Consider the following 18,412-nt stretch of genomic DNA (forward strand, 5'->3'; position numbering starts at 1 on the left):
GCCAACGGCTCCAAGGTCCAGCTGTGGAGCTGCACAGGGGCCTCCAACCAGAAGTGGTCCGCCTCCAGCGGCGGCTGACGACGAGGCGCGGGTGGGCCCCTCTCCGCTCACCCGCGCCCTCCCTTTGGCGCCGCATGGTGCCGAGCGCACAACTGCTGCGGCGTCTTCGGCGGCGTCGAACTTCTGCAGCCGAAACCGGCTCGAGGCAACCGTGTGGAAGTGCCGCGCCATCCCGCGGCGGCGGGGAAGACGGGGGCGGGACTCCCTGACCTGCTTGTTCCCGAGGCCGGGACGGGAATGCCGGCCCGGCTCGGCGTGTTGTGCGGGGTGTGGTCGTGGAGGGGACAGTGTCCCCGGGCCTCACCCATCGCCTGCGGGGACGATCGTTCGGCTGAAGCCCCGCAGAGCCTTTCGCCGCGTAGGCGACCGCCCTCCACCACCACACCGCTCCACCCCGCGGCCCCGGGCTGGCGACAACGCCGCCCCGGGGCCGCGGCGTTCACCGCCGTGAAGCGCGACACGAGAAGGCTGTTCCTGCCGGCGCTGGACGAGGCCAATGACCTGCTCCGAGTGCTGCGCACGGTGGCCCTGGAGGGCGGCACGGCCGCGCCAGAGGCGGACCGGCTGATACGGGAGATCGGCGCCCGCATCCCTTCCGTGGGCCGATCAGCGCCGCCCCGGCCGACTGCGGCGGTGCATGCGTCAAAGGGGAGCGCTGTGTGCCGGGGCGCACCGGTCATGGCGCTTCATGCGGCGCCTCGCCGCCGGTGGGAGCGCGCTCTTGGCGTGCCGCGGTGTCACCGAGAAGGCGCCTTCGGGAGGGTCAGTAACTCCAGCTGTAGAGGCCGCCCCCCATGTTCACCGCTGACGCCGCAAGTCGGGCGACTGCCTGCAGGACGGCCAGCAGGTCGTCGTCGGTCATGTCGTCGCCGTCCTCAGACCGCAGCCGCGCGGTCCAGCGGCCTGCGAGCTCTTCGAGTTCGGCAGGGCTCGCGCCGGCCAGCGCCCGGGTCAGCCGGTTCGGCAGGGCGAACACTTCAATGCCGTCGTTGAGGGGAGCGGTGACGTACTGAGGCCACGGCCGCCACGCATAGACCTGCTCGAGCGGCGGCGTCTGGGCCGAAGGCTCCTCGAAGTACATGTCCCACTCGGCGATGGCACTGTCCGGCTCGATGAAACGGCACGTCACAGATCTGAACGCGTCACCGGGTCCCCGCAGACGCGTCGCAGCGGCGGCCTCGTCGTCGGGAGCGAGGAAGAAGACTATGTCGTGGGCCATCCGAGCATGATCGCAGCCCACCGAACGCCCGCCGACGCAAGGACTCGACCTGCGGGCGGCGCCGGCCCACGTACTTGGCGGCCACTTCCTCGCGCGACAGCGGCACCCCGCCCCAGTGCTCCACGAAGTCGGGATCGGCGAACCAGTTCGCGAGCAGGCCCAAGTCGTCCTCGGACGTGGGGACAAGGCGCGTCAGCTCTCCGCTGAGGGCGAGTCCCATGCCGTTCGACTCCTCATATGGCGCTGCCGGTTTCGTCGGTGCGGTCAATCGTCAGAGGCCGTGGAGGCGCGTGCGGGTATTGACACGCCCTCTCCGCCAACGGCTCGGTGATCAGCGCATTGACGCTACACCGTCGACCGCGGTGCCGAACCGGTGACCTCGAAGGATGAAGCTCGCCGAAACACCTCGTGCTTCCCGCTCAGTCCCCGCCCGCGAGCGCGCACGGGGGCGGCGTCCTTGGACTGTCCGGTTGCGCAGCTCTGGGGACGAGGCTCGTGATCGGAAGAGGATCTCGCCCGGCGGGGACGGACAGGCTCAACGGGGTTCGTAAGCCGATGCCTTGGGGGACGAGGGACGATGCTGACTGCCGACGATCTGACAGCAGCCGAGCAGCAGGTGGTACGTGCAGTCGCCCGCGGCCAGGCCGTTGACCTGCGGGTCGGCGATGCCGCCGCCGACGAGCCGAGTCGCGGCGCATCATGGCCACCGGAGCGGACCATTCGGGCTGACCTTGTGGCCCGGCTGCTCATGGACACCGACGCACGCTCCCCAGTCCGTCTGGCGGGCGCGCGGATCGCCGGCTCTCTTGACCTGGAAGGCGTCACGCTGGGGCGATGGCTGCTGCTCACGGATTGCTGGCTGGACGAGCCCGTCGTCCTGGCCCACGCCACCGCCCCCCTGATCGGCATGACCGGCTGTCACGTGCCTGGACTGGACGCCGAGAACGTGTGCATCCACGCTGACCTCACGCTGGATCACGGGTTCACCGCTCGCGGAGAGGTCAAACTGGCCCGCGCCCGGGTCGGCGGCGTTCTGTCCCTGGCCGGGGCACGCCTGGACAACCCTGACGCCACCGCGCTGGACGCCGGACGGCTCACCGCCGACCACCACACGCGCATGGACGCACGCTTCACCGCCCGCGGTGAAGTCCGCCTGACCGGCGCCCAGATCAGCGGAGACCTCGTCCTCACCGATGCGCGGCTGATCAACCCCGGAGGCGTGGCCCTGGCTGCCAGCCAGCTTCACGTGGCCCAGAGCATGACAGCCGATGGGCTCCGGGCCGAAGGCAGCATCCACCTGACCGGCGCGGAAACAGGCGGCTCGCTCACCCTCACCGGAGCCGGCCTCGCCCAGGACGGCGACTGAGCTCTGACCGGCTCCGCATTGCGGGTGGCGCAGGAGATGCAACTCAGCCTCGGCTTCACTGCGCGCGGTGGCATCGACCTTCAAGGAGCACACCTCGGGACGCTCACCCTCGACGGAGCCGAACTCGACAACCCCGACGGCTCCGCACTGGAAGGCGGCTGGCTCACGGTGGATCGCCAGGTCTCAGGTCGCCGACACCTCACTGTCCGGGGCGAGTTCAGTTTGTACGGCGCACAGGTCGGCGCGCGGGTGGACCTGCGCGACGCTGCTCTCCGGCGCCGGATGGGTGCTGACCACGGCAGTAGCAGCGGGGCTGAGCGGGATACTCAAACGCGACTGAGCACCCACATCAGGCAGGAGACCACCTGCAGTCGGCCTCCTGCTGGATGACGTCGTCGGTGCGTGCGCTGTGCCAGACAGTGCCTTCCCACTTCACGTATCGGGGTTCGCGGTCGCGGAGGAGTGCTGGTTTGAGAGGGGGCGATGCGGCAGTTCTGGCGCCGGGCAGGGTGCGGGGGCCCTACGGCTACGGCTGTGGTTTGGCGCAGGCGGAACCCGGGGCGAAGCGGGCGTAGCCGTGGCCCTCGGGGTCGAAGGTGAAGCCGAGGTGGCTGCGGTAGAGCGTGGCGTGCCGGGCATGGCCCGGGTCGACGGCCATCAGCTTGCCAGGCCCTTCGTAGATCGCCCCCGTGCCCATGGGCGCCGCGAAGGTGGAGACCTGCGCGGCGTTGGCGATCGCGGCGGCGTAAGTCGACTGGTTGGCCAGGCACAGGAAGTACCGCAGGTGCTTCCACTTGAGGGTGATCGCGCGCGGGTCGGGGAAGATCCCTGTCAACGGCCGCAGGAACCACTGGATATAGGCGACTTCGAGGTCGTTGAAATTGGTGAAGGTGAACGGGGTGTCGTCCGGGACCGAGGTCGCGCGGTAGGCGGCGTTGCGCTCGATCTTCCCCAGGATCTGGTCGAGTTCCTGGCGGTGCGCGCAGCCCCACAGCCAGACCCGCCCGTCCTTGGCGAACGCCTTCCGGAACTGGGCGAGTTTCACCTCGTCCATGGAGGGGGCGATGAAGTCCAGCGCCGGACGGGCGTCCTTGTCGTCGGGATCGCGCATGCCGGCTGGGACGACGATGTCCTCCTCCCTGGGAGGGCCGGGCACGCCGTCGCGGACGAAGAGCCGACTCGTGCGGTCGTCGTCGCTGTTGACCAGGATCGGACCGTCCTCCCAGCCGTGCGAGAACACGGAGAACTCCGCGAGCGTGCCGGGTTCCTCGGCGCCGATCCTGTGGATGGCCTCGTAGACATCGGTGATCGACATGACGCTCGTCTGACCGTTCTTGAACCGGCGGCGGACCGGCCGGCCCGGGGCGGCACGCGTCTCGAAGCTGGCCGGGGTGACCTTGCCGAAGAGCTGCTCGCTGGTGGTGGTCTCGACCCTGCGGCCCCCGCCGAACGTCACACGGGTCACCGCGACCTGGCCGGCCTGCAGGTCGAAGACGGTGAACTTCAGCGGGGTGCCGATGGCGCCGGCCTGGGTGAGCTGCTTCCGACGGTTGTCGCAAAGGACCCGGAAGGTGACGTTCTCCCCCTTGTAGTCCGCACCCGACAGCAGGACGTACTGCTTCATGGCGCTCCCTGGGTCCGAGTTCGGCCGGACTGGTTCGGCGTTTCCCCGCTATGGCGCTCGACCGGCACCCAGTCGTCGCCGGACTTCCGCCACTCCGGAAGGTCGCTCTCCGGGCGCAGCCGGACCAGCGTCGTCGGTACCCGTACGAGCCAGGGTTCGCCCAGAGCCGTCTCCGCGCCGGGCGCCCCGCTCGCCTCCTGGATCTCCTTCAGGATCGGAACGTACAGCGGGCTCGCCATGTCCGGCGGGGGCCCGCCGTTCCAGATTTCACCCGTCTCCAGGAAGTGCGTGACCGCCGACTCGAAGCCCGGGCGCACCGGGAAGACGACCCGGGCGGCCCCGGCCCGCAGAAAGTCGGAGAAGTCGGGGTCCGCGTCGTCCAGCAGCATCCGGTCCTGCCAGCCGGGCCGCCGCCCCCAGAAGTAGGGGTAGTAGAAGAACGCCAGGTGCTCCCACTCGAAGGCCTGCTCGAAGAAGCGGACATAGGGCATCTGCTCGGCGCTGAGCCCCAAGTCCGGCTCCGGGTAGCCTTCCTGCGACGACGACTCGATGGCGCCGAATCCCTCGAAGTGCTGGGCGGTGAGCAGCATCAGACACTGCTTGCGCAGCTCCGTGACGACCACCTTGCGATTCAGGCCCGGGTTGCCGCCGGGGATGACGACGCCGGCCGCCGCACGCGCCTCGGCGACGGCCTGCTCGTACTCCTTGAGCTTGGTGAGGTAGCCCTGGGTGAGTTTGGCGTGGGTCTTGAGCTGCCAGACGTGCAGCCCGCGCTCGGTGCGCTCGCAGTAGAGCTCGACGCCCAGTGCGAACGCCACGATGTTGCGGGAGTAGTAGGAGACGGGCACGACCTCGGTCTCCTGGGCCATGTCGAAGGCCGGCGTCGGTTCCTCGGCGAGGTCGTCCTGCACCTTGCCCGCCACGAGCCACAGATCGCGGTCCGCGCCGGTCGCCGAGAAACCGTAACCGCCTTGGAGGAACTTCGCCTGGTAGCCGTCCTCGACCGGGAGGTCGTAGGTCCCCGAGCTGAGCAACGGCGTCTGGGCGATGGTGGCGGCGATCGACTTGCCGGCGATGCGGTAGAGGGGCGGTGGCGCCTCGAGGTCCAGCACGTTGTAGAGCTGTCCCCACACGAGGTAGTTGCCCTCGTCGAGGTCGTAGGCCGTCAGCGGGAAGTCCGGCGGTCTGACCAGCTCGGAGGACTGGGCGCTGCGGCGCTGCTGGGCGTCGATGAACGCGGCGGCCGGTTCGGGGACCGTCACGTCGAACATCTGCCGCTTGCCGTAGTTGTAGACCTGGGCCTGGACGACTTTGTCGATCCACTGGTAGACGCCGCTGACCGGCTGGGCGCCCGCCGTGTTGTCCATGCCGTGCGCGTACTTCTCCTCGAACTCCTCGACGGTGGTGACCGAGCGGCGTTCCAGGACGCGCTCGACCACCTTGCTCACCGAGCGGTTGACCAGATCCTTGCTGAACTCGGTGGACTGGCGTACCGAGGACTCGGTCGCCGTCTTCGTGGCGTAGTCGGCGTTCGCCTTGACTTCGATGAACGGGCCGTACCTGGCGGTGACCGCGAGGCCGGCCTTGAACTCGGAGTCGCGTTTCACGGTGTCGGAGGTCTCGCGCTTGAGGGAGAAGCGATCGGTGGTCTGGCTGTCCCGTTCCTCGGTTTTCGTGGTCTCGCTCTCCTGGACGAGAGTCGCTTCAGTACGTTCCAGCCGTCGGGTCTCGCGGTTGAGCTTTTCGCGGGGCAGGACGTTCTCGATGTGGGCGAGCTCGCCGCCCTCGTAGCGGAGAGTGTGCTGCTTGACGATGAGGAGGTCGCCGATACCGGCGGGGCGGATGTTGCCGCGGGTGGTGGGGAGGGCGGTGGCCTCGTGGGCCACGGGGGCGGGGACGGTGCTGTGCTCGGTGTGCGCGGGGAGGAGGGCGCCGCCGAGCGCATACAGCCGGGTACCGGCCGGCAGCGCGGCTACGGCCGCGTCGCGCAGGGCCCGCACGCGGGCTTGCTGGAGGGCGTCGACCATGGCGGGGAGGTTGGCGGTGGCGGGGTCCGCGCGATGGGCGACCAGGGTGCGGCGTACGTCCTCGGGCAGCGCCTGGACGGCATCGGCGGTCAGGGCCCAGGGGCGGGTGACACGGCTGTGGACGTGGTGAAGCCCCTGCGGGGACGGCATCGGCTGGATCTCTGCGGACGCGATGAGCGGGGGCCCACCGGTGTTGTCCGGGGGCTGAAAACAGGCGGCGGACAGCGCGGCGAGAGCGGCCAGGGCCCGTTCAAGCGCTGGGAGGGTGTGAGCGGGGTCAGTGTCGCGCGTTACGGCGACGGGTGGGGCGGGTACGGCGGGGGTCACAGGTGGAGCCGAGTGGGGGGCCGAGGGCCGGTCACCGTTGCCGGGGGCCGACTCGGACTCAGGGTCCGCGCAGGCGAGTTGCAGGTCGGCGAAGGGCGGCTGCACCAGCGGCCGGAGCTGTACGCACTCGCCCCCGGGGGAAACGGACGCCCGGATCGCATCGTAGCCTCGGGCCAGGTCCGCCAGGCCCGGAGCGTCCGCACCCAGCGAGTCCGACAGCAGCTTCATCGCGACGAGCGAGTCCGCGAGTCTGGCCTCATCGGCGGCGAACCGGGGGTCGGCCACCACCTGCTGGGATGTCCTGCCGGCGTGGTCGTGCACGACGTCACGGACCTCGTCGGCCTCCGCCGGTTTCGGGGCGAGCAGGCCGGCGACGGCCCGGGCTGCCTCCGCGTACGTCAACGGGTCCGGTGTCCGCAGGAATCTCTCAGAGGCGGCGAACTCGCGGGCCTTCCGCCGCGCCGTCGGCCGGTCGGCCCCGGGCTCGACGAACGTGGGGCGCAGCATTTTGACCTCGCTGCTCTCAGGCCGCTGCGCGGGCCGTTGCAGCACAAAGCGTACGAGCTCATCCATGCGGCGCTTCCTCCTGCTTGCGGGAGTGGGCAAGGGCCAGGCCGGACGGGAGTTCCGGGGACGACTCATCCGCTTCCCATGCTCCCGCACCTCCGAGCCACCCGGCTGTCCCCCGTTTGAGCGGAGATCGCACTCCCGAATTGACGCGCCGTGAGCTGGGCACCTCGGCTACCGGGTCCAGGGGACTGCTCGTCGATTTCCTGATGAAGGCCAGGCCGCCGGCCGCGTTTGTCGGCGAGATCCTCCCAGCGGACTGTGACGCCTGCGGATCCGTACAGGAGCGTCAGGGGCAAGCTCAGGGCTCGTCGAGCAGGCGTCGAGCGGTGGCGATGTCGGTGATCAGCGCGGTGATCCAGCGGCCGCGCACCGCGGCGCGGACGGCCGTGTACTTGCGCTCACCGCCGGCGACGGCGATGCGGCGTGGGACCGTGCGCAGCTGGTCGACGGAGATGCCGATCGTCCGCTCGCCGAGTCCGGCGTCGACGTGGACGCCGTTCTCGTCGAAGAAACGTTGACAGATGTCGCCGACCGCGCCGAGGGCGCGCAGTCGGGTGATCTCCTCCTCGGCCACCGCGTTGCCGCTGAGCTGGAGCAGGGGGGACGGTTCGAGGCTTCCGACGCCCACCAGGACGGCGCTGAGCTGCTGCCATGCCTGGCTGACCTCCAGCACCGCCGGATCGCGCAGCAGGGACAGACGGGCTTCCGCGGAGCCGACGAGTCCGGGTGCGCGGACGAACAGCGGGGTGGCGCCGGTGAGTTCGGCGAGGCGGGCGGCCAGACGGGTCGCCTGCACCTGGCTGCGGGGGTCGCCGACGCCGCCCATGAGCTGGACGACCTGGGAGGCGCCTGGCGTCTTGGCGGGCCGCATCGTCTCCACCGCGGCCAGCAGCGTCTCGCTCCAGGTCGAGACGCCGATCAGGTCGCCGGAGCGGAAGGCGGTCTCCAGATGGCTCGCGGCCGCCGATCCGAGGCCGCGCAGCAGCGTGGCGGCGTGTTCCGGCTGATCCTCGTCGTCGAGGACCACGACGTCGGTCAGGTGGTAGCGCTCCGCGAGAGCGTCCTCCACGTCGCTGTGGATGCCGGGCGGCGAGACGACGACGGTCCGGACCACTCCCTGGTCCGCCGCGGAGCGGAGCAGCCGTGAGACGCCGGCCTGGGAAAGCCCCAGGGCTTCGGCGATGTCGGCCTGGCGCAGGCCGCGCTCGTGGTACATGCGGGCCACGCGCACGATGAGCCGCAGTTTGTCTACGGATTCGCCACTGGGGAGGTCAGAACGCTGGGCCACACCCCACACCCTACTGATCTCCGGCGGCCGCGGCGGAGCCGTCATGGCGACACCTCCGCGCCCGGCGGCGTCGCGGACGTCGTCCGTGCCCGTGACACCGCTTCGTGCCAGGCGCTCAGACGGTGGGCGCGCCGCGCGGGCGGCCACTGAGGGCGGTAGACGTCCGCCGCACTCGTCGTCGTGGTCAGGCTCTCCTTGGTGAACAGTCCGAGGGAGCACCCCGCGAGGTGTGCCGCGCCCAGGGCGGACATGGCACGGGCGCGGGGGCGGCGCAGGGTGCGCCCTGAGATGTCCGCCTGCAGTTGCATGAGCGTCGTGTTGTCGGTGGGGCCACCGTCCGCGAGCAGGGTGGCCACCGGGGCGCCCGGAGCGTCGAGCCCGGCCACGACGTCCTCGACCTGGAAGGCGATCGATTCGAGGGCGGCCCGGGCGAGCTCGGGCAGGCCCGCCGCGAAGGTGAGTCCACAGACGAGCCCGGCCGCCTCGTTGTCCCACCAGGGCGCGCCGAGCCCGCCGAAGGCCGGGACCAGGTGCACGCCCGCGGCGTCCGGCGCCGCCCTTGCGACGAGGTCGGACTCGTCGGTGTCGAACAGGCCGGCGAGCCAGCGCAGCGTGGCGCCGGAGGAGCGGATGTTTCCTTCCAGGGCGTAGGCGGGCGTGCCGTCGTCCCAGGCGATGGTCAGGCAGAGGGGGGAGTGTTCGGCCTGTGCCGGGGTGTCGATCAGGCCCATGACGGACGATCCCGTGCCGTAGGTGACCTTCACGCTGCCGGGTGCGAAGACGCCGTGGCCGAAGAGGGCGGCATGGGAGTCGCCCAGGACGGCGCCGACCGGGGTGCCGTCCGGCAACGAGGGCAGTCCTCGGGCGGCGGGGAAGGGTCCCGTCGAGGCCACGATCCGGGGCAGCGCTTCACGCGGCACGCCGAAGACGTCCAGGAGCCGCTCGTCCCAGTCCCGGGTGCGTACGTCGAGGAGCTGGGTGCGGGAGGCGTTGCCGATCTCGATCAGGTGCTCGCGCCGGCCGGACAGCCGCCACAGCAGCCAGGAGTCGACGGTGCCCAGACAGAGCTCGCCGCGCCGGGACCGGGTGCGGTCCGGGTCGTACGCGTCGAGGAGCCACTGAGCCTTCAGAGCGGTGAACATCGGGTCCAGGGGCAGACCGGTCGTCGTGCGGACGAGCGGACCCAGCCCTTCGGCGAGCAGCTCGGCGCAGGCGGGAGCCGTGCGACGGTCCTGCCAGCCGAGCACCGGGCCGAGCGGCCGCCCGCTGGCTCGTTCCCAGAGCAGGCACGACTCCCGCTGACTGGACAATCCGATGCCGGCCACCTGCGCGCGGTCCCGTCCGGCCAGGCAGACCTCGACGGCTCGCGTCACGCTTCGCCAGATCTCCTCGGCGGACTGCTCCACCCAGCCGGGGTGGGGATGCGCGGCGCTGATCGGTGCGGACGCCGAGCCCACGACGGAGCCGGCGCCGTCGATCAGCAGGGCCTTGGTCGCCGAGGTCCCCTGGTCGACGGCGAGAAGGAGCGGAGTGGGCGTCATGAGGCCGAGGATGGCAGACCGAGGGATTCGCGCGCGGCACGCTGGATGGCGTCGGCGGTCAGTCCGAAGTGTTCCAGCAGTCCTTCGGGGCTGCCGGTCGGTGCGAAGCCGGACACGCCCAGCAGCCGGAGCGGGACGGGGGAGTGCTGGCCGGTGAGCGAGGCCACGGCCGCGCCGAGGCCGCCGCTGAGGGTGGCCTCCTCCGCCGTGACGAGGGCCCGGGTCTCGGCGGCGGCCCGCAGGATCGCCGTCTCGTCGAGGGGAGCGACGAACGGGGTGTTGAGCACCCGCGCCGAGACGCCCTCCGCGGCCAGCCGGTCCGCGGCGATCAGCGCGCGCGGGACCATCGTGCCGATGGCCACGAGGGTGACGTCGCTTCCCTGCCGCAGGGTCAGTGCGCGCCCCGGGGCGAAAGGAGCGCCGGGAGGAGTCACGTCGGGCACCCTGAAGCGGGGGACGCGGAGATAGCTCGGTCCGTCGTGGGAGTGGGCCCAACGGACGGCGGCGCGGGTCTGGGCGCGGTCGGTGGGCACCACCACGGTGAGGTCGGCGACCGCACGGAGCCAGGACAGGTCTTCCACCGAGTGGTGCGTGGGGCCGAGTTCGCCGTACGCCATGCCGGGGCTCTGGCCGCACAGGATCACCTTGTGCCCGCTGTAGGCGCAGTCGGCCTTGATCTGCTCCAGCGCGCGGCCGGTCAGGAAGGGGCCGGCCGCGGAGACGAACGGTACACAGCCGGCGTTGGCGAGGCCTGCCCCGACGCCCACCATGTTCTGCTCCGCGATGCCGACGTTGATCAGGCGGTCGGGGAACTCGTCCCGGAATCCGGAGAGGTTGCTGGAACCCACCGAGTCGTTGCAGACGACGACCACGCGGCTGTCCTCGCGGGCGAGCGCGATCAGTTCCTCGGCGAAGGCCTGCCGGCAGTCGTACGCAGGCGCGTCAGCGAGGGGGTGGGCGACGGTTCCGGCCGTCGGGTCGGCAGTCCTCGCCGGGGACGTGGTCTCGGTCATCGGGTCAGCTCCTCGACGGCGGCGCGTACCTGGTCCTGGTCGGGCACCTTGTGGTGCCATTCGGCGCGGTCCTCGATGAAGGAGACGCCCTTGCCCTTCACGGTGTGGGCGATGACGGCGACGGGCCGTCCGCTCGTCGAGGGGGCGAAGGCGGCGAGCAGGGCCGCGTGGTCGTGGCCGTCCGTCTCGCGCACCTCCCAGCGGAAGGCGGCCCACTTCTCCGCGAGGGGGTCGAGGCCGACGGTCTCCTCCGTCCGGGCTCCCTGCTGGAGCCGGTTGCGGTCGACGACGGCGTACAGCCCTGCCAGCTCCTGGTGTCCGGCGGTCATCGCCGCCTCCCAGTTGCTGCCCTCCTGCAGTTCCCCGTCACCGAGGACGACCACGGTCCGGCTGTCGTCCCCCCGCAGCCGGGCGCCGAGAGCGCAGCCGACCGCGACGGGAAGGCCGTGGCCGAGCGGGCCGGTGTTGGTCTCCACACCGGGTACCTTGCGGCGGTTGGGATGCCCGTTCAGCGGGGACGAGGCGGTGGTGAACCCGGCGAGTTCCGACCGCGGGAAGTAACCGCAGTGGGCGAGCGTGGCGTAGAGGGCCGCGGCGGAGTGGCCCTTGCTCAGGATGAACCGGTCGCGTCCGGGTGCGTCGGGGTGTTCCGGATCGACGTCGACGACCGCTCCGAAGAGCGTCGCGAGGATGTCGGTGACGGAGAAGTCGCCGCCGATGTGCCCCATCCCCGCCTTGTCGATCATGTCCAGAACCATGAGGCGGATCTCCGCGGACATGGCACGCAGCCGTTCGACGGTCTCGTGAGGGCGTGCGGAGGGAAGGGAGCGCCGTAGTCGGCGGTACTCGGCGGCCGTACTCGGATCAGCGGTCAACATCTGTGAATATCCATTCAGTGATTGATATCTATTACACATGGATGGTGGAGTGTACCCGCCGTGACCGTCAACCCCCTGTTGGAAGGCTTGACAGTCGGTCGAGTGCCGACCTAGCGTCCGGTCAGCCGAAAGGAAATGAAGTGAATAAACATTCAGGAGGTCGAACATGAAGCCTGAGACGACCCTGGTCGACCGCACGTTCACCGGCGGTATGTGGACGTTCGGCCGCATCATCGACCGCTATGCCACCGACGGTTACGGACCGAGCGTGCCGACCCTGCGGGCCATCGAACTGGCCGCCGCATCGGGTCAGTTGGTCGGTCTGGACCTCAACTACCCCTTCGACGAGGGGGTGAGCGTCGACGACGTCGGCAAGGCCCTCACCGCGCACGGTCTGACGGCGGTCAACATCACGCCGGTGATCTACGACCGTGGCTTCCGCAGCGGCTCGTTCACCAGCGCCGACGCCTCCGCCCGCAGGCGTGCCGTGGAACTCGCGCACGAATCGGTGGAGGTGGCGGGCCGACTCGGAGCCCGCTACGTGAAGTTCTGGCCCGGCCAGGACGGTTACGACTATCCCTTCCAGGTCGACTACGCCGATCTGCGCCGCCACGCGATCGAGGGGATCCGGGACGTCGCCCGGAACTTCCCCGACGTCACCTTCGCCATCGAGTACAAGCTCAAGGAGCCCCGCAACCGTCTCTTCTGGTCGACGGCCGCCACCAGCCTGCTCGCGATCGAGCAGATGGGCGTGGACAACGTGGGTCTGGTCGTGGACTTCGGCCACTCGCTCTTCGCCAAGGAGAATCCCGCCGAAGTCCTCACTCTCGCCCACTCCATGGGCCGTCTCGTCGACATCGAGCTGGACGACAACTACCGGGAGTGGGACGACGATCTGACCGCCGGAGCACTCCACCTCGTGGAGACCCTGGAGTTCCTGCACGTGGTCCGGCAGATCGGCTGGGACCAGCCGCTGAAACTGGACCTCTTCCCCTACCGCGAGGACCCGGCGGACGCCGTCCGTGAATCCGTCGCCACCCTGCGCGCGCTGGAGGACAAGGCTGCCCGTCTGCCGCTGTCCGAACTGCGCGCCGCACAGTCCGCGCACGACGCCATGGCCGTCCAGCGCATCGTCCGCACGGCCCTGCTCGGCTGACCCGGCCCAGCCGCCGGCCGGTCGTCCCACCAGGCGTCTTCTCCGCACACCTCCCCGTTCTCAAGGAATCAGGAATGCCCTACGGCCCCGAATCCGTCCTCGGCGACGTCCTGCACGACAAGCAGGCCGAAGCCGTGGTGCGCAAGCACGTGCCCCGCCTCGACGACGAGCTGACGATGGTCCAGTTCAGATACGGAACGCTGCGGCAGCTCTCGTTCTTCATCGAGAGGCTGCGGACCGATCCGGAGGCCCAGGCCGCCCTCTACGCCGAACTGGCCGCCGTCCCCGAGACGGTCGTCGAGCCGACGCGCCCGGCCGCCGAGGCGGACGTCGTCCCGTCTCCCGACCACGAGTCGGCCGAGGTGCTCATCGGCAGTGCGCGGTGCGTGCACCCGGAAGCCGCGACGCGGTGGCAGCCGTTCGAACTGGAGCTGCACGGGCCCGAGCACGGCAACCCCTTCACGGACGTCGCGCTCCGGGCGGAGTTCCGCCACGGAGACCGCACGCTGACCGCGCACGGCTTCTACGACGGGGCCGGCGTCTACCGCGTCCGCTTCCTGCCGGACGAGGAGGGAGCCTGGACCTTCCGCACCGCGAGCAACGCCCGCTCCCTGGACTCGGTCACCGGCTCCTTCCACTGCGGCCCGGCCCGTCCGCACGACCACGGGCCGGTACGGGTCCACCAACGATTCCACTTCCGCCACACCGACGGCCTGCGCTACTTCCCCGTCGGGACCACCGCCTACGCGTGGACCCACCAGGGCGCCGAACTGGAGGAACAGACCCTCCGCACCCTCGCCGACGGCCCCTTCAACAAGATCCGGATGTGCGTCTTCCCGAAGTCGTACGTCTTCAACGGCGACGAGCCGCCCCTGTACCCCTTCGAGGGCTCACCCGAGTCCGGCTGGGACTTCCGGCGGCCGAACCCCGCGTACTTCCGGCACCTGGAACAGCGGATCGCCCAGCTCGGCGAGCTCGGCGTCGAGGCCGACCTCATCCTCTTCCATCCGTACGACCGCTGGGGCTTCTCCGACATGAGCCCGGTCGCCGACGAGCGGTACGTGCGCTACCTGGTCTCCAGGCTCGCCGCGCTGCCCAACGTCTGGTGGTCGCTGGCCAACGAGTACGACCTGCTGTGGTCCAAGAAGACCGAGGACTGGCACCGGATCGCCGCCGTGATCCGCGCACACGACCCGCACGGCCACCTGATCAGCGTGCACGACTGCATCGAGATCTGGGACAACGACGCCGAGTGGGTGACGCACTGCAGCATCCAGAAGCCCCCCGCGGGGACGGCGGACTGGCGTTCCCGGTGGGGGAAGCCGGTGGTGCTCGACGAGCTGGGCTACGAGGGCGACATCGAAGAAGGCTGGGGGAACCTCACGGCTCAGGAACTGATCCGCCGTTGCTGGGAGGGCGTGGTCCGGGGTGGATACGTCACCCACGGAGAATGCTGGCTGGCCGACGACGACGTGCTGTGGTGGGCGAAGGGCGGCGTCCTCAAGGGCGAGAGCGCGGCGCGCATGGGATTCCTGCGCAGCGTCCTCGAAGAACTGCCCGCCGACCTGGCCGGCATCGAACCGCTCCCGTCGCCCTTCGACTTCCCGTTCGGGGGAGTCAAGGGGCGCCGCCTGCTCGCCTACTTCGGCACCGGCCAACCCCGCCGACGGACCTTCCGGCTCCAACCCGGCGTCCGTTACCGGGCCGACGTCCTCGACACCTGGAACATGACGGTCACCGAGCTTCCCGGCACGTACGAAGGGGACTTCACACTCCCGCTGCCCGGCCGGCCGTACATCGCGGTCCGGCTGAGGGCAGTGGAGGACTGAGCGCGCTCTCCGGGAACACCTCAGAGGGGGTCGGCCTGGCGGCCGGCCCCCTCTGTTCGGCATGGATCCCGCGATCTGCCGTGATCACCCACTCCCGTCAGGGAGTCCCGTCATTCGACGAGCGGGCGTGCCACCTTCAGTTGGTCGTGTTCGATCAACCAGTGGACGGATTCGAGCACGGCGGTCTCGGGTTCGTAGCGCGGCGCGTAGTGGAGAAGCGTCCTGGCCTTCTCGATCGTGAGGCAGTGGCTGCGGTAGAGGTGTTCCCAGCTCACCGCAGCCTGGTCCGGGGTCGTGGTCCGGCGGAACTCGTCCCAGGTCACCGATTCGAGCGACGCGGTCTGTCCGAACCAGCCGGCTGCCGCGTGCGCGTAGCCGCGCACGTTCAACGCGGTGGGGGCCACGACGTTGAAGTCCTCTCCCGCCGCCGCGTTCCGATGCTCGACGGCTTGCTCGAAGGCATGTGCGACGTCGTCCGCGTGCACATGATGCATCGACTCCACGCCGACCCCCGGAATCTGCAACGGCTGCCCGGCCGACAGCGTGTGCCAGACCGCGGGGTCGACGTTCCCCACCGGACCGACCGGATGCCAGCCGGGACCGACGATGTGCCCGGGGTGCAGTGACGTGGTCACCAGACCCCCCGAAGCGGTCTCGTCCTTCAGCATCCGTGCGATGCGGTCCTTCTGGATTCCGTACTCCCCGACAGGAGCAGTCCCCGTCGTCTCCGAGATCGGCAGCTTGTGACTGGGGCCGTAGCGCCACAGAGTGCCGCAGTGCAGCAGGTGTCCGACCTCGCCGCGCAGACGATCGACCAGCGCAACGGCCGACTCCAGGGTGAAGCACACCAGGTCGATGACGACGTCGGCCTTCAGCCCGGCCACCCGGTCGCCGAAGGCGCCTGCAGCGTCCTCCTGCTCCCGGTCGGCGACGACCTGGCGCACCTGCTGCCACTCGGCGGCTTCAGCGTAGGCGGTGCGCGTGCCACGGCTGATGTTGATCACTTCATGGCCGGCCCGCACCAGCCGGGGGACCAGGAATGTGCCGATGTGCCCACTCCCGCCTACAACAGCAATTCTCATGTCCGTCCCAATCAATGTCAGGGGAGGTGAACCATGTCTTCGATCCGCCACTCGTCGTGCCAGTCGATCACCGGCATGGCCCCGTCGAAGCGGAGGGGAAGCCAGACGTGGTCGGCCACCGAGGTGTCGAACTCCTGCGGCGGCAGGGAGGCGCCCGCCCCGCCCTTCGCCTGCTCGGCGAAGTAGCGGTGGAACGCCTCGGTCTGGTCGGACTCCTCCTCCGACAGATGGGGGAGCCAGCGGTCGGCGATCGCGATGTAGAGGTCGGGTTGCGTCGGATGCCGCAGGACGGAGCTGATCTGGGACCGGAACGACGTGCCGCTCGCATCCGAGGGGTGCGGGTCCCCGAGGACGGTGTAGGGCCCATGGTAGGTGTCCGCCACCGCTGCCTCGGAGCGGTTCGGGAAGTAGCCCGAAGTGCCGGAGGTGATCAGGTAGTGCCTGCCGTCGCGCCGGAAGTAGGCGGGCGCCTCGCGGACCATCGGGGGGTGCCGGTGGGGGAAGTGGGTGGAGTAGTGGCCGGTGACGTCGGTGTAGTCGTCGGTGAGGTCGGCGCAGACGAGTTCGCTGTGCACCCGCTCGAAGTAGTAGTAGCCCTTGCCGTCCACGGGGTCGACGACCAGGTCGAAGTCGCCGGCGTCCATGCTGAGCGGCCGAAGCCCGCTGCGGAGGATCTCGTAGGGGCCGAGAAGGGAGTCGGCGGTGAGGACCGTGGAGCGCTGACCGCCGTCCTTGTCCATGATCTTGATCCAGCACACGTACTTTCCCGTACGCGGGTGGCGGACGATGTGCGGCCGGTCCACGCACTGCGACGGGTGCAGGGGCGACGAGGGGTCGTCGAGGACCGGAGGGATGATCAGCCCGCGGTCCTGCCAGTTGTAGAGGTCGGTCGACGAGTAGCAGCGGATGCCCCAGGTCCAGATGTCGCTGCCCGGCTTGGAGTACTCCTTGTTCTCGCCGTACCAGTAGTAGGCGCCGTACTCGTACAGCACGGAGCCGCCGTGCACCTGGATGCGCTTGCCTTCGGTGTCGAGCCAGATCCGGCCCGGGCGGATGGAATCGTATGTCTCAGGCATGCTCGGTCACCGTTTCGGAGAGGAAGGCCCGCTGGGCGGCGGTGAGTTCACGGGGATCGCCCACCAGGTCGAAGGAGCCCTCGACGCGGCGGTCGTCGGAGTCGAAGCCCAGGAAGAAGTCGACCCGCGCGGGTTCCACCGCGAAGGCACGGGCGGCGTTGGTGTGGCCCAGCTGGGAGGCGGCGAGGTCGAAGGCGACTCGGTGGGAGTCACCCGGCTCGGCCTGGAGCCTGCAGAACCCGGCCAGCTGCTGCGCGGGCCGTGTGACACCGCCCTTGGCGTTGACCCGGACGTACAGCTGCACGACGGTGGCGCCCGCCACCGGGCCGGTGTCGGTGACGGTGACGGCGATCCGGATCGTCCCGTCCGTCTCCGCCCGCGGTTCGTCGCGCCGAAGAGGACCTCGGTGATCGCCTTCGGCCCGAACGGGCCCGCGTAGGACGCCATGACGATCGCCGGAGCGTCCCGGACCACCTCGGGCAGCGCGTGGGCACGTCCCTGGACGAGCACGACGACGAGGGGCTTGCCGGCGACGGCCTCGGCGAGCCGCGTCTGCGCGGCCGGCAGCGAGATGTCCGCCGTGTCGCTGGCCTCTCCCTCGGTGCGCTCCCCGGCGGACCACAGACTCGCGCCGCCGAGGGCGAGCACCACCACGTCCGCGTGCGGACCGACCACGGCGACCCTCACCCCGTTGGACAGGGGAAGGATGCCGTCGTTCTTCGCGAGGACCACCGACCGCCGGGCCAGCTCCCGCGACAGCTCCGTGCCCTCGGCCGCGACGTCGATGCGCTCCGCCGGATGCGGGTTCTCGAACAGCCCGAGCTCGAACTTGGCCCGCAGCACCCGCCACACGCTGGTGTCGACGTCGGCGAGGTCCGCGTTGCCGCGCCTGACCTCCTCGGCGAGCACGTGCCCGTAGCCGTACGGCTTGGGCATCTCGACGTCGAGTCCGGCCGCGATCGCGAGGCAGGCGGCCTCCGCGGGGGTGTCCGCCACCCGCTGGCGCTCGACGAGCTGGACCAGCTCCGGGCTCCAGGTCGCGGCCAGGCCCGTACCGGTGGGGAAGGACATGTGCCCGCCGGCGAGGAACCCGCTGAGCGCCTCTTGGTGGAACAGGAGAGGAATCCCGAGCCGGGTCCGCTCGACGGTGATCAGCTGGGCGACATGGCCCGGCGGGTTGCGCAGCCACTGCTCGGCCTCGTCGGAGTCCGAGCCGTCGGCGCGGACCAGGGTCCACGGCATGACCGGGACGAGCTGGTGGCACTTCTCGACCGTCAGCTCCCGCAGCAACAGGGTGGCGCGTTCGCCGGCGGACAGGCGCACCTCGCGGTGATCGTCGGGGGACATGTGGGTGTG

Annotated in this window: 13 protein-coding genes and 3 pseudogenes; 4 read left to right on the forward strand and 12 right to left on the reverse strand. The window is 70.2% G+C overall.

What is annotated here, in order from left to right; genetic code table 11:
• Window positions 1-297 precede the first annotated feature (297 nt).
• Window positions 298-645 (forward strand): annotated as a pseudogene (locus tag ABT300_RS17620) (DUF6417 family protein); the annotation flags it as partial.
• Window positions 646-823: 178 nt separating this feature from the next.
• On the opposite strand, the gene ABT300_RS17625 reads toward ABT300_RS17620, so the two are convergent.
• Together ABT300_RS17625 and ABT300_RS17630 are read right to left on the reverse strand one after the other, a co-directional pair.
• The gene (locus ABT300_RS17625; protein ID WP_351676348.1) at window positions 824-1,279 is read right to left on the reverse strand and encodes a hypothetical protein; all 456 of its coding nucleotides are present in this window, start codon (window positions 1,277-1,279) and stop codon (window positions 824-826) included.
• A gap of 40 nt (window positions 1,280-1,319) precedes the next feature.
• Window positions 1,320-1,499 (reverse strand): annotated as a pseudogene (locus ABT300_RS17630) (GNAT family N-acetyltransferase); the annotation flags it as partial.
• A gap of 357 nt (window positions 1,500-1,856) precedes the next feature.
• On the opposite strand from ABT300_RS17630, the gene ABT300_RS17635 reads away from it, so the two are divergent.
• A complete protein-coding gene (locus tag ABT300_RS17635; protein WP_351676295.1) occupies window positions 1,857-2,645 on the forward strand; it encodes a hypothetical protein in 789 nt (262 codons plus the stop codon).
• Window positions 2,646-3,171: 526 nt separating this feature from the next.
• Here ABT300_RS17635 and ABT300_RS17640 read toward each other — a convergent pair.
• From ABT300_RS17640 to ABT300_RS17665, 6 genes are all read right to left on the reverse strand, one after another.
• Window positions 3,172-4,269 (reverse strand): hypothetical protein, encoded by a 1,098-nt coding sequence (locus ABT300_RS17640; protein ID WP_351676297.1) that lies wholly within the window; start codon window positions 4,267-4,269, stop codon window positions 3,172-3,174.
• The gene (locus tag ABT300_RS17645) at window positions 4,266-7,196 is read right to left on the reverse strand and encodes a hypothetical protein (protein WP_351676299.1); all 2,931 of its coding nucleotides are present in this window, start codon (window positions 7,194-7,196) and stop codon (window positions 4,266-4,268) included. The genes ABT300_RS17640 and ABT300_RS17645 overlap by 4 nt, the downstream gene beginning before the upstream one ends.
• A gap of 295 nt (window positions 7,197-7,491) precedes the next feature.
• Window positions 7,492-8,481, reverse strand: coding sequence for a sugar-binding transcriptional regulator (locus ABT300_RS17650; protein ID WP_351676301.1), 990 nt, complete (start codon window positions 8,479-8,481; stop codon window positions 7,492-7,494).
• 41 nt (window positions 8,482-8,522) lie between these two features.
• Window positions 8,523-10,022, reverse strand: coding sequence for an FGGY family carbohydrate kinase (locus tag ABT300_RS17655; protein ID WP_351676303.1), 1,500 nt, complete (start codon window positions 10,020-10,022; stop codon window positions 8,523-8,525).
• On the reverse strand, window positions 10,019-11,035 hold the full coding sequence (locus ABT300_RS17660; RefSeq protein WP_351676305.1) for a transketolase family protein: 1,017 nt from the start codon (window positions 11,033-11,035) through the stop codon (window positions 10,019-10,021). The genes ABT300_RS17655 and ABT300_RS17660 overlap by 4 nt, the downstream gene beginning before the upstream one ends.
• A complete protein-coding gene (locus tag ABT300_RS17665; RefSeq protein WP_351676307.1) occupies window positions 11,032-11,913 on the reverse strand; it encodes a transketolase in 882 nt (293 codons plus the stop codon). Before ABT300_RS17665 ends, ABT300_RS17660 begins: the two co-directional genes overlap by 4 nt.
• 166 nt (window positions 11,914-12,079) lie before the next feature.
• On the opposite strand from ABT300_RS17665, the gene ABT300_RS17670 reads away from it, so the two are divergent.
• Window positions 12,080-13,069: a sugar phosphate isomerase/epimerase family protein gene (locus ABT300_RS17670; protein ID WP_351676309.1), complete on the forward strand. Its 990-nt coding sequence runs from the start codon at window positions 12,080-12,082 to the stop codon at window positions 13,067-13,069.
• A 74-nt stretch (window positions 13,070-13,143) separates the two neighbouring features.
• A complete protein-coding gene (locus ABT300_RS17675; RefSeq protein ID WP_351676311.1) occupies window positions 13,144-14,898 on the forward strand; it encodes a DUF5605 domain-containing protein in 1,755 nt (584 codons plus the stop codon).
• Window positions 14,899-15,008: 110 nt separating this feature from the next.
• On the opposite strand, the gene ABT300_RS17680 is transcribed toward ABT300_RS17675, so the two are convergent.
• The 4 genes and pseudogenes from ABT300_RS17680 to ABT300_RS17695 form a co-directional block, all read right to left on the reverse strand.
• Entirely contained in the window at window positions 15,009-15,980 is a 972-nt protein-coding gene (locus ABT300_RS17680; RefSeq protein ID WP_351676312.1) for an NAD-dependent epimerase/dehydratase family protein, read from the reverse strand.
• A gap of 17 nt (window positions 15,981-15,997) precedes the next feature.
• A complete protein-coding gene (locus tag ABT300_RS17685) occupies window positions 15,998-17,056 on the reverse strand; it encodes a family 43 glycosylhydrolase (protein WP_351676314.1) in 1,059 nt (352 codons plus the stop codon).
• Window positions 17,049-17,378, reverse strand: coding sequence for a fibronectin type III-like domain-contianing protein (locus tag ABT300_RS17690; protein ID WP_351676347.1), 330 nt, complete (start codon window positions 17,376-17,378; stop codon window positions 17,049-17,051). Before ABT300_RS17690 ends, ABT300_RS17685 begins: the two co-directional genes overlap by 8 nt.
• Before the next feature lie 119 nt (window positions 17,379-17,497).
• Window positions 17,498-18,403, reverse strand: a pseudogene (locus ABT300_RS17695) (glycoside hydrolase family 3 C-terminal domain-containing protein); the annotation flags it as partial.
• Window positions 18,404-18,412 lie beyond the last annotated feature (9 nt).

Origin of the sequence: Streptomyces sp. NPDC001027 (assembly GCF_040299045.1) — a bacterium.
Classification (GTDB): Bacteria; Actinomycetota; Actinomycetes; order Streptomycetales; family Streptomycetaceae; genus Streptomyces.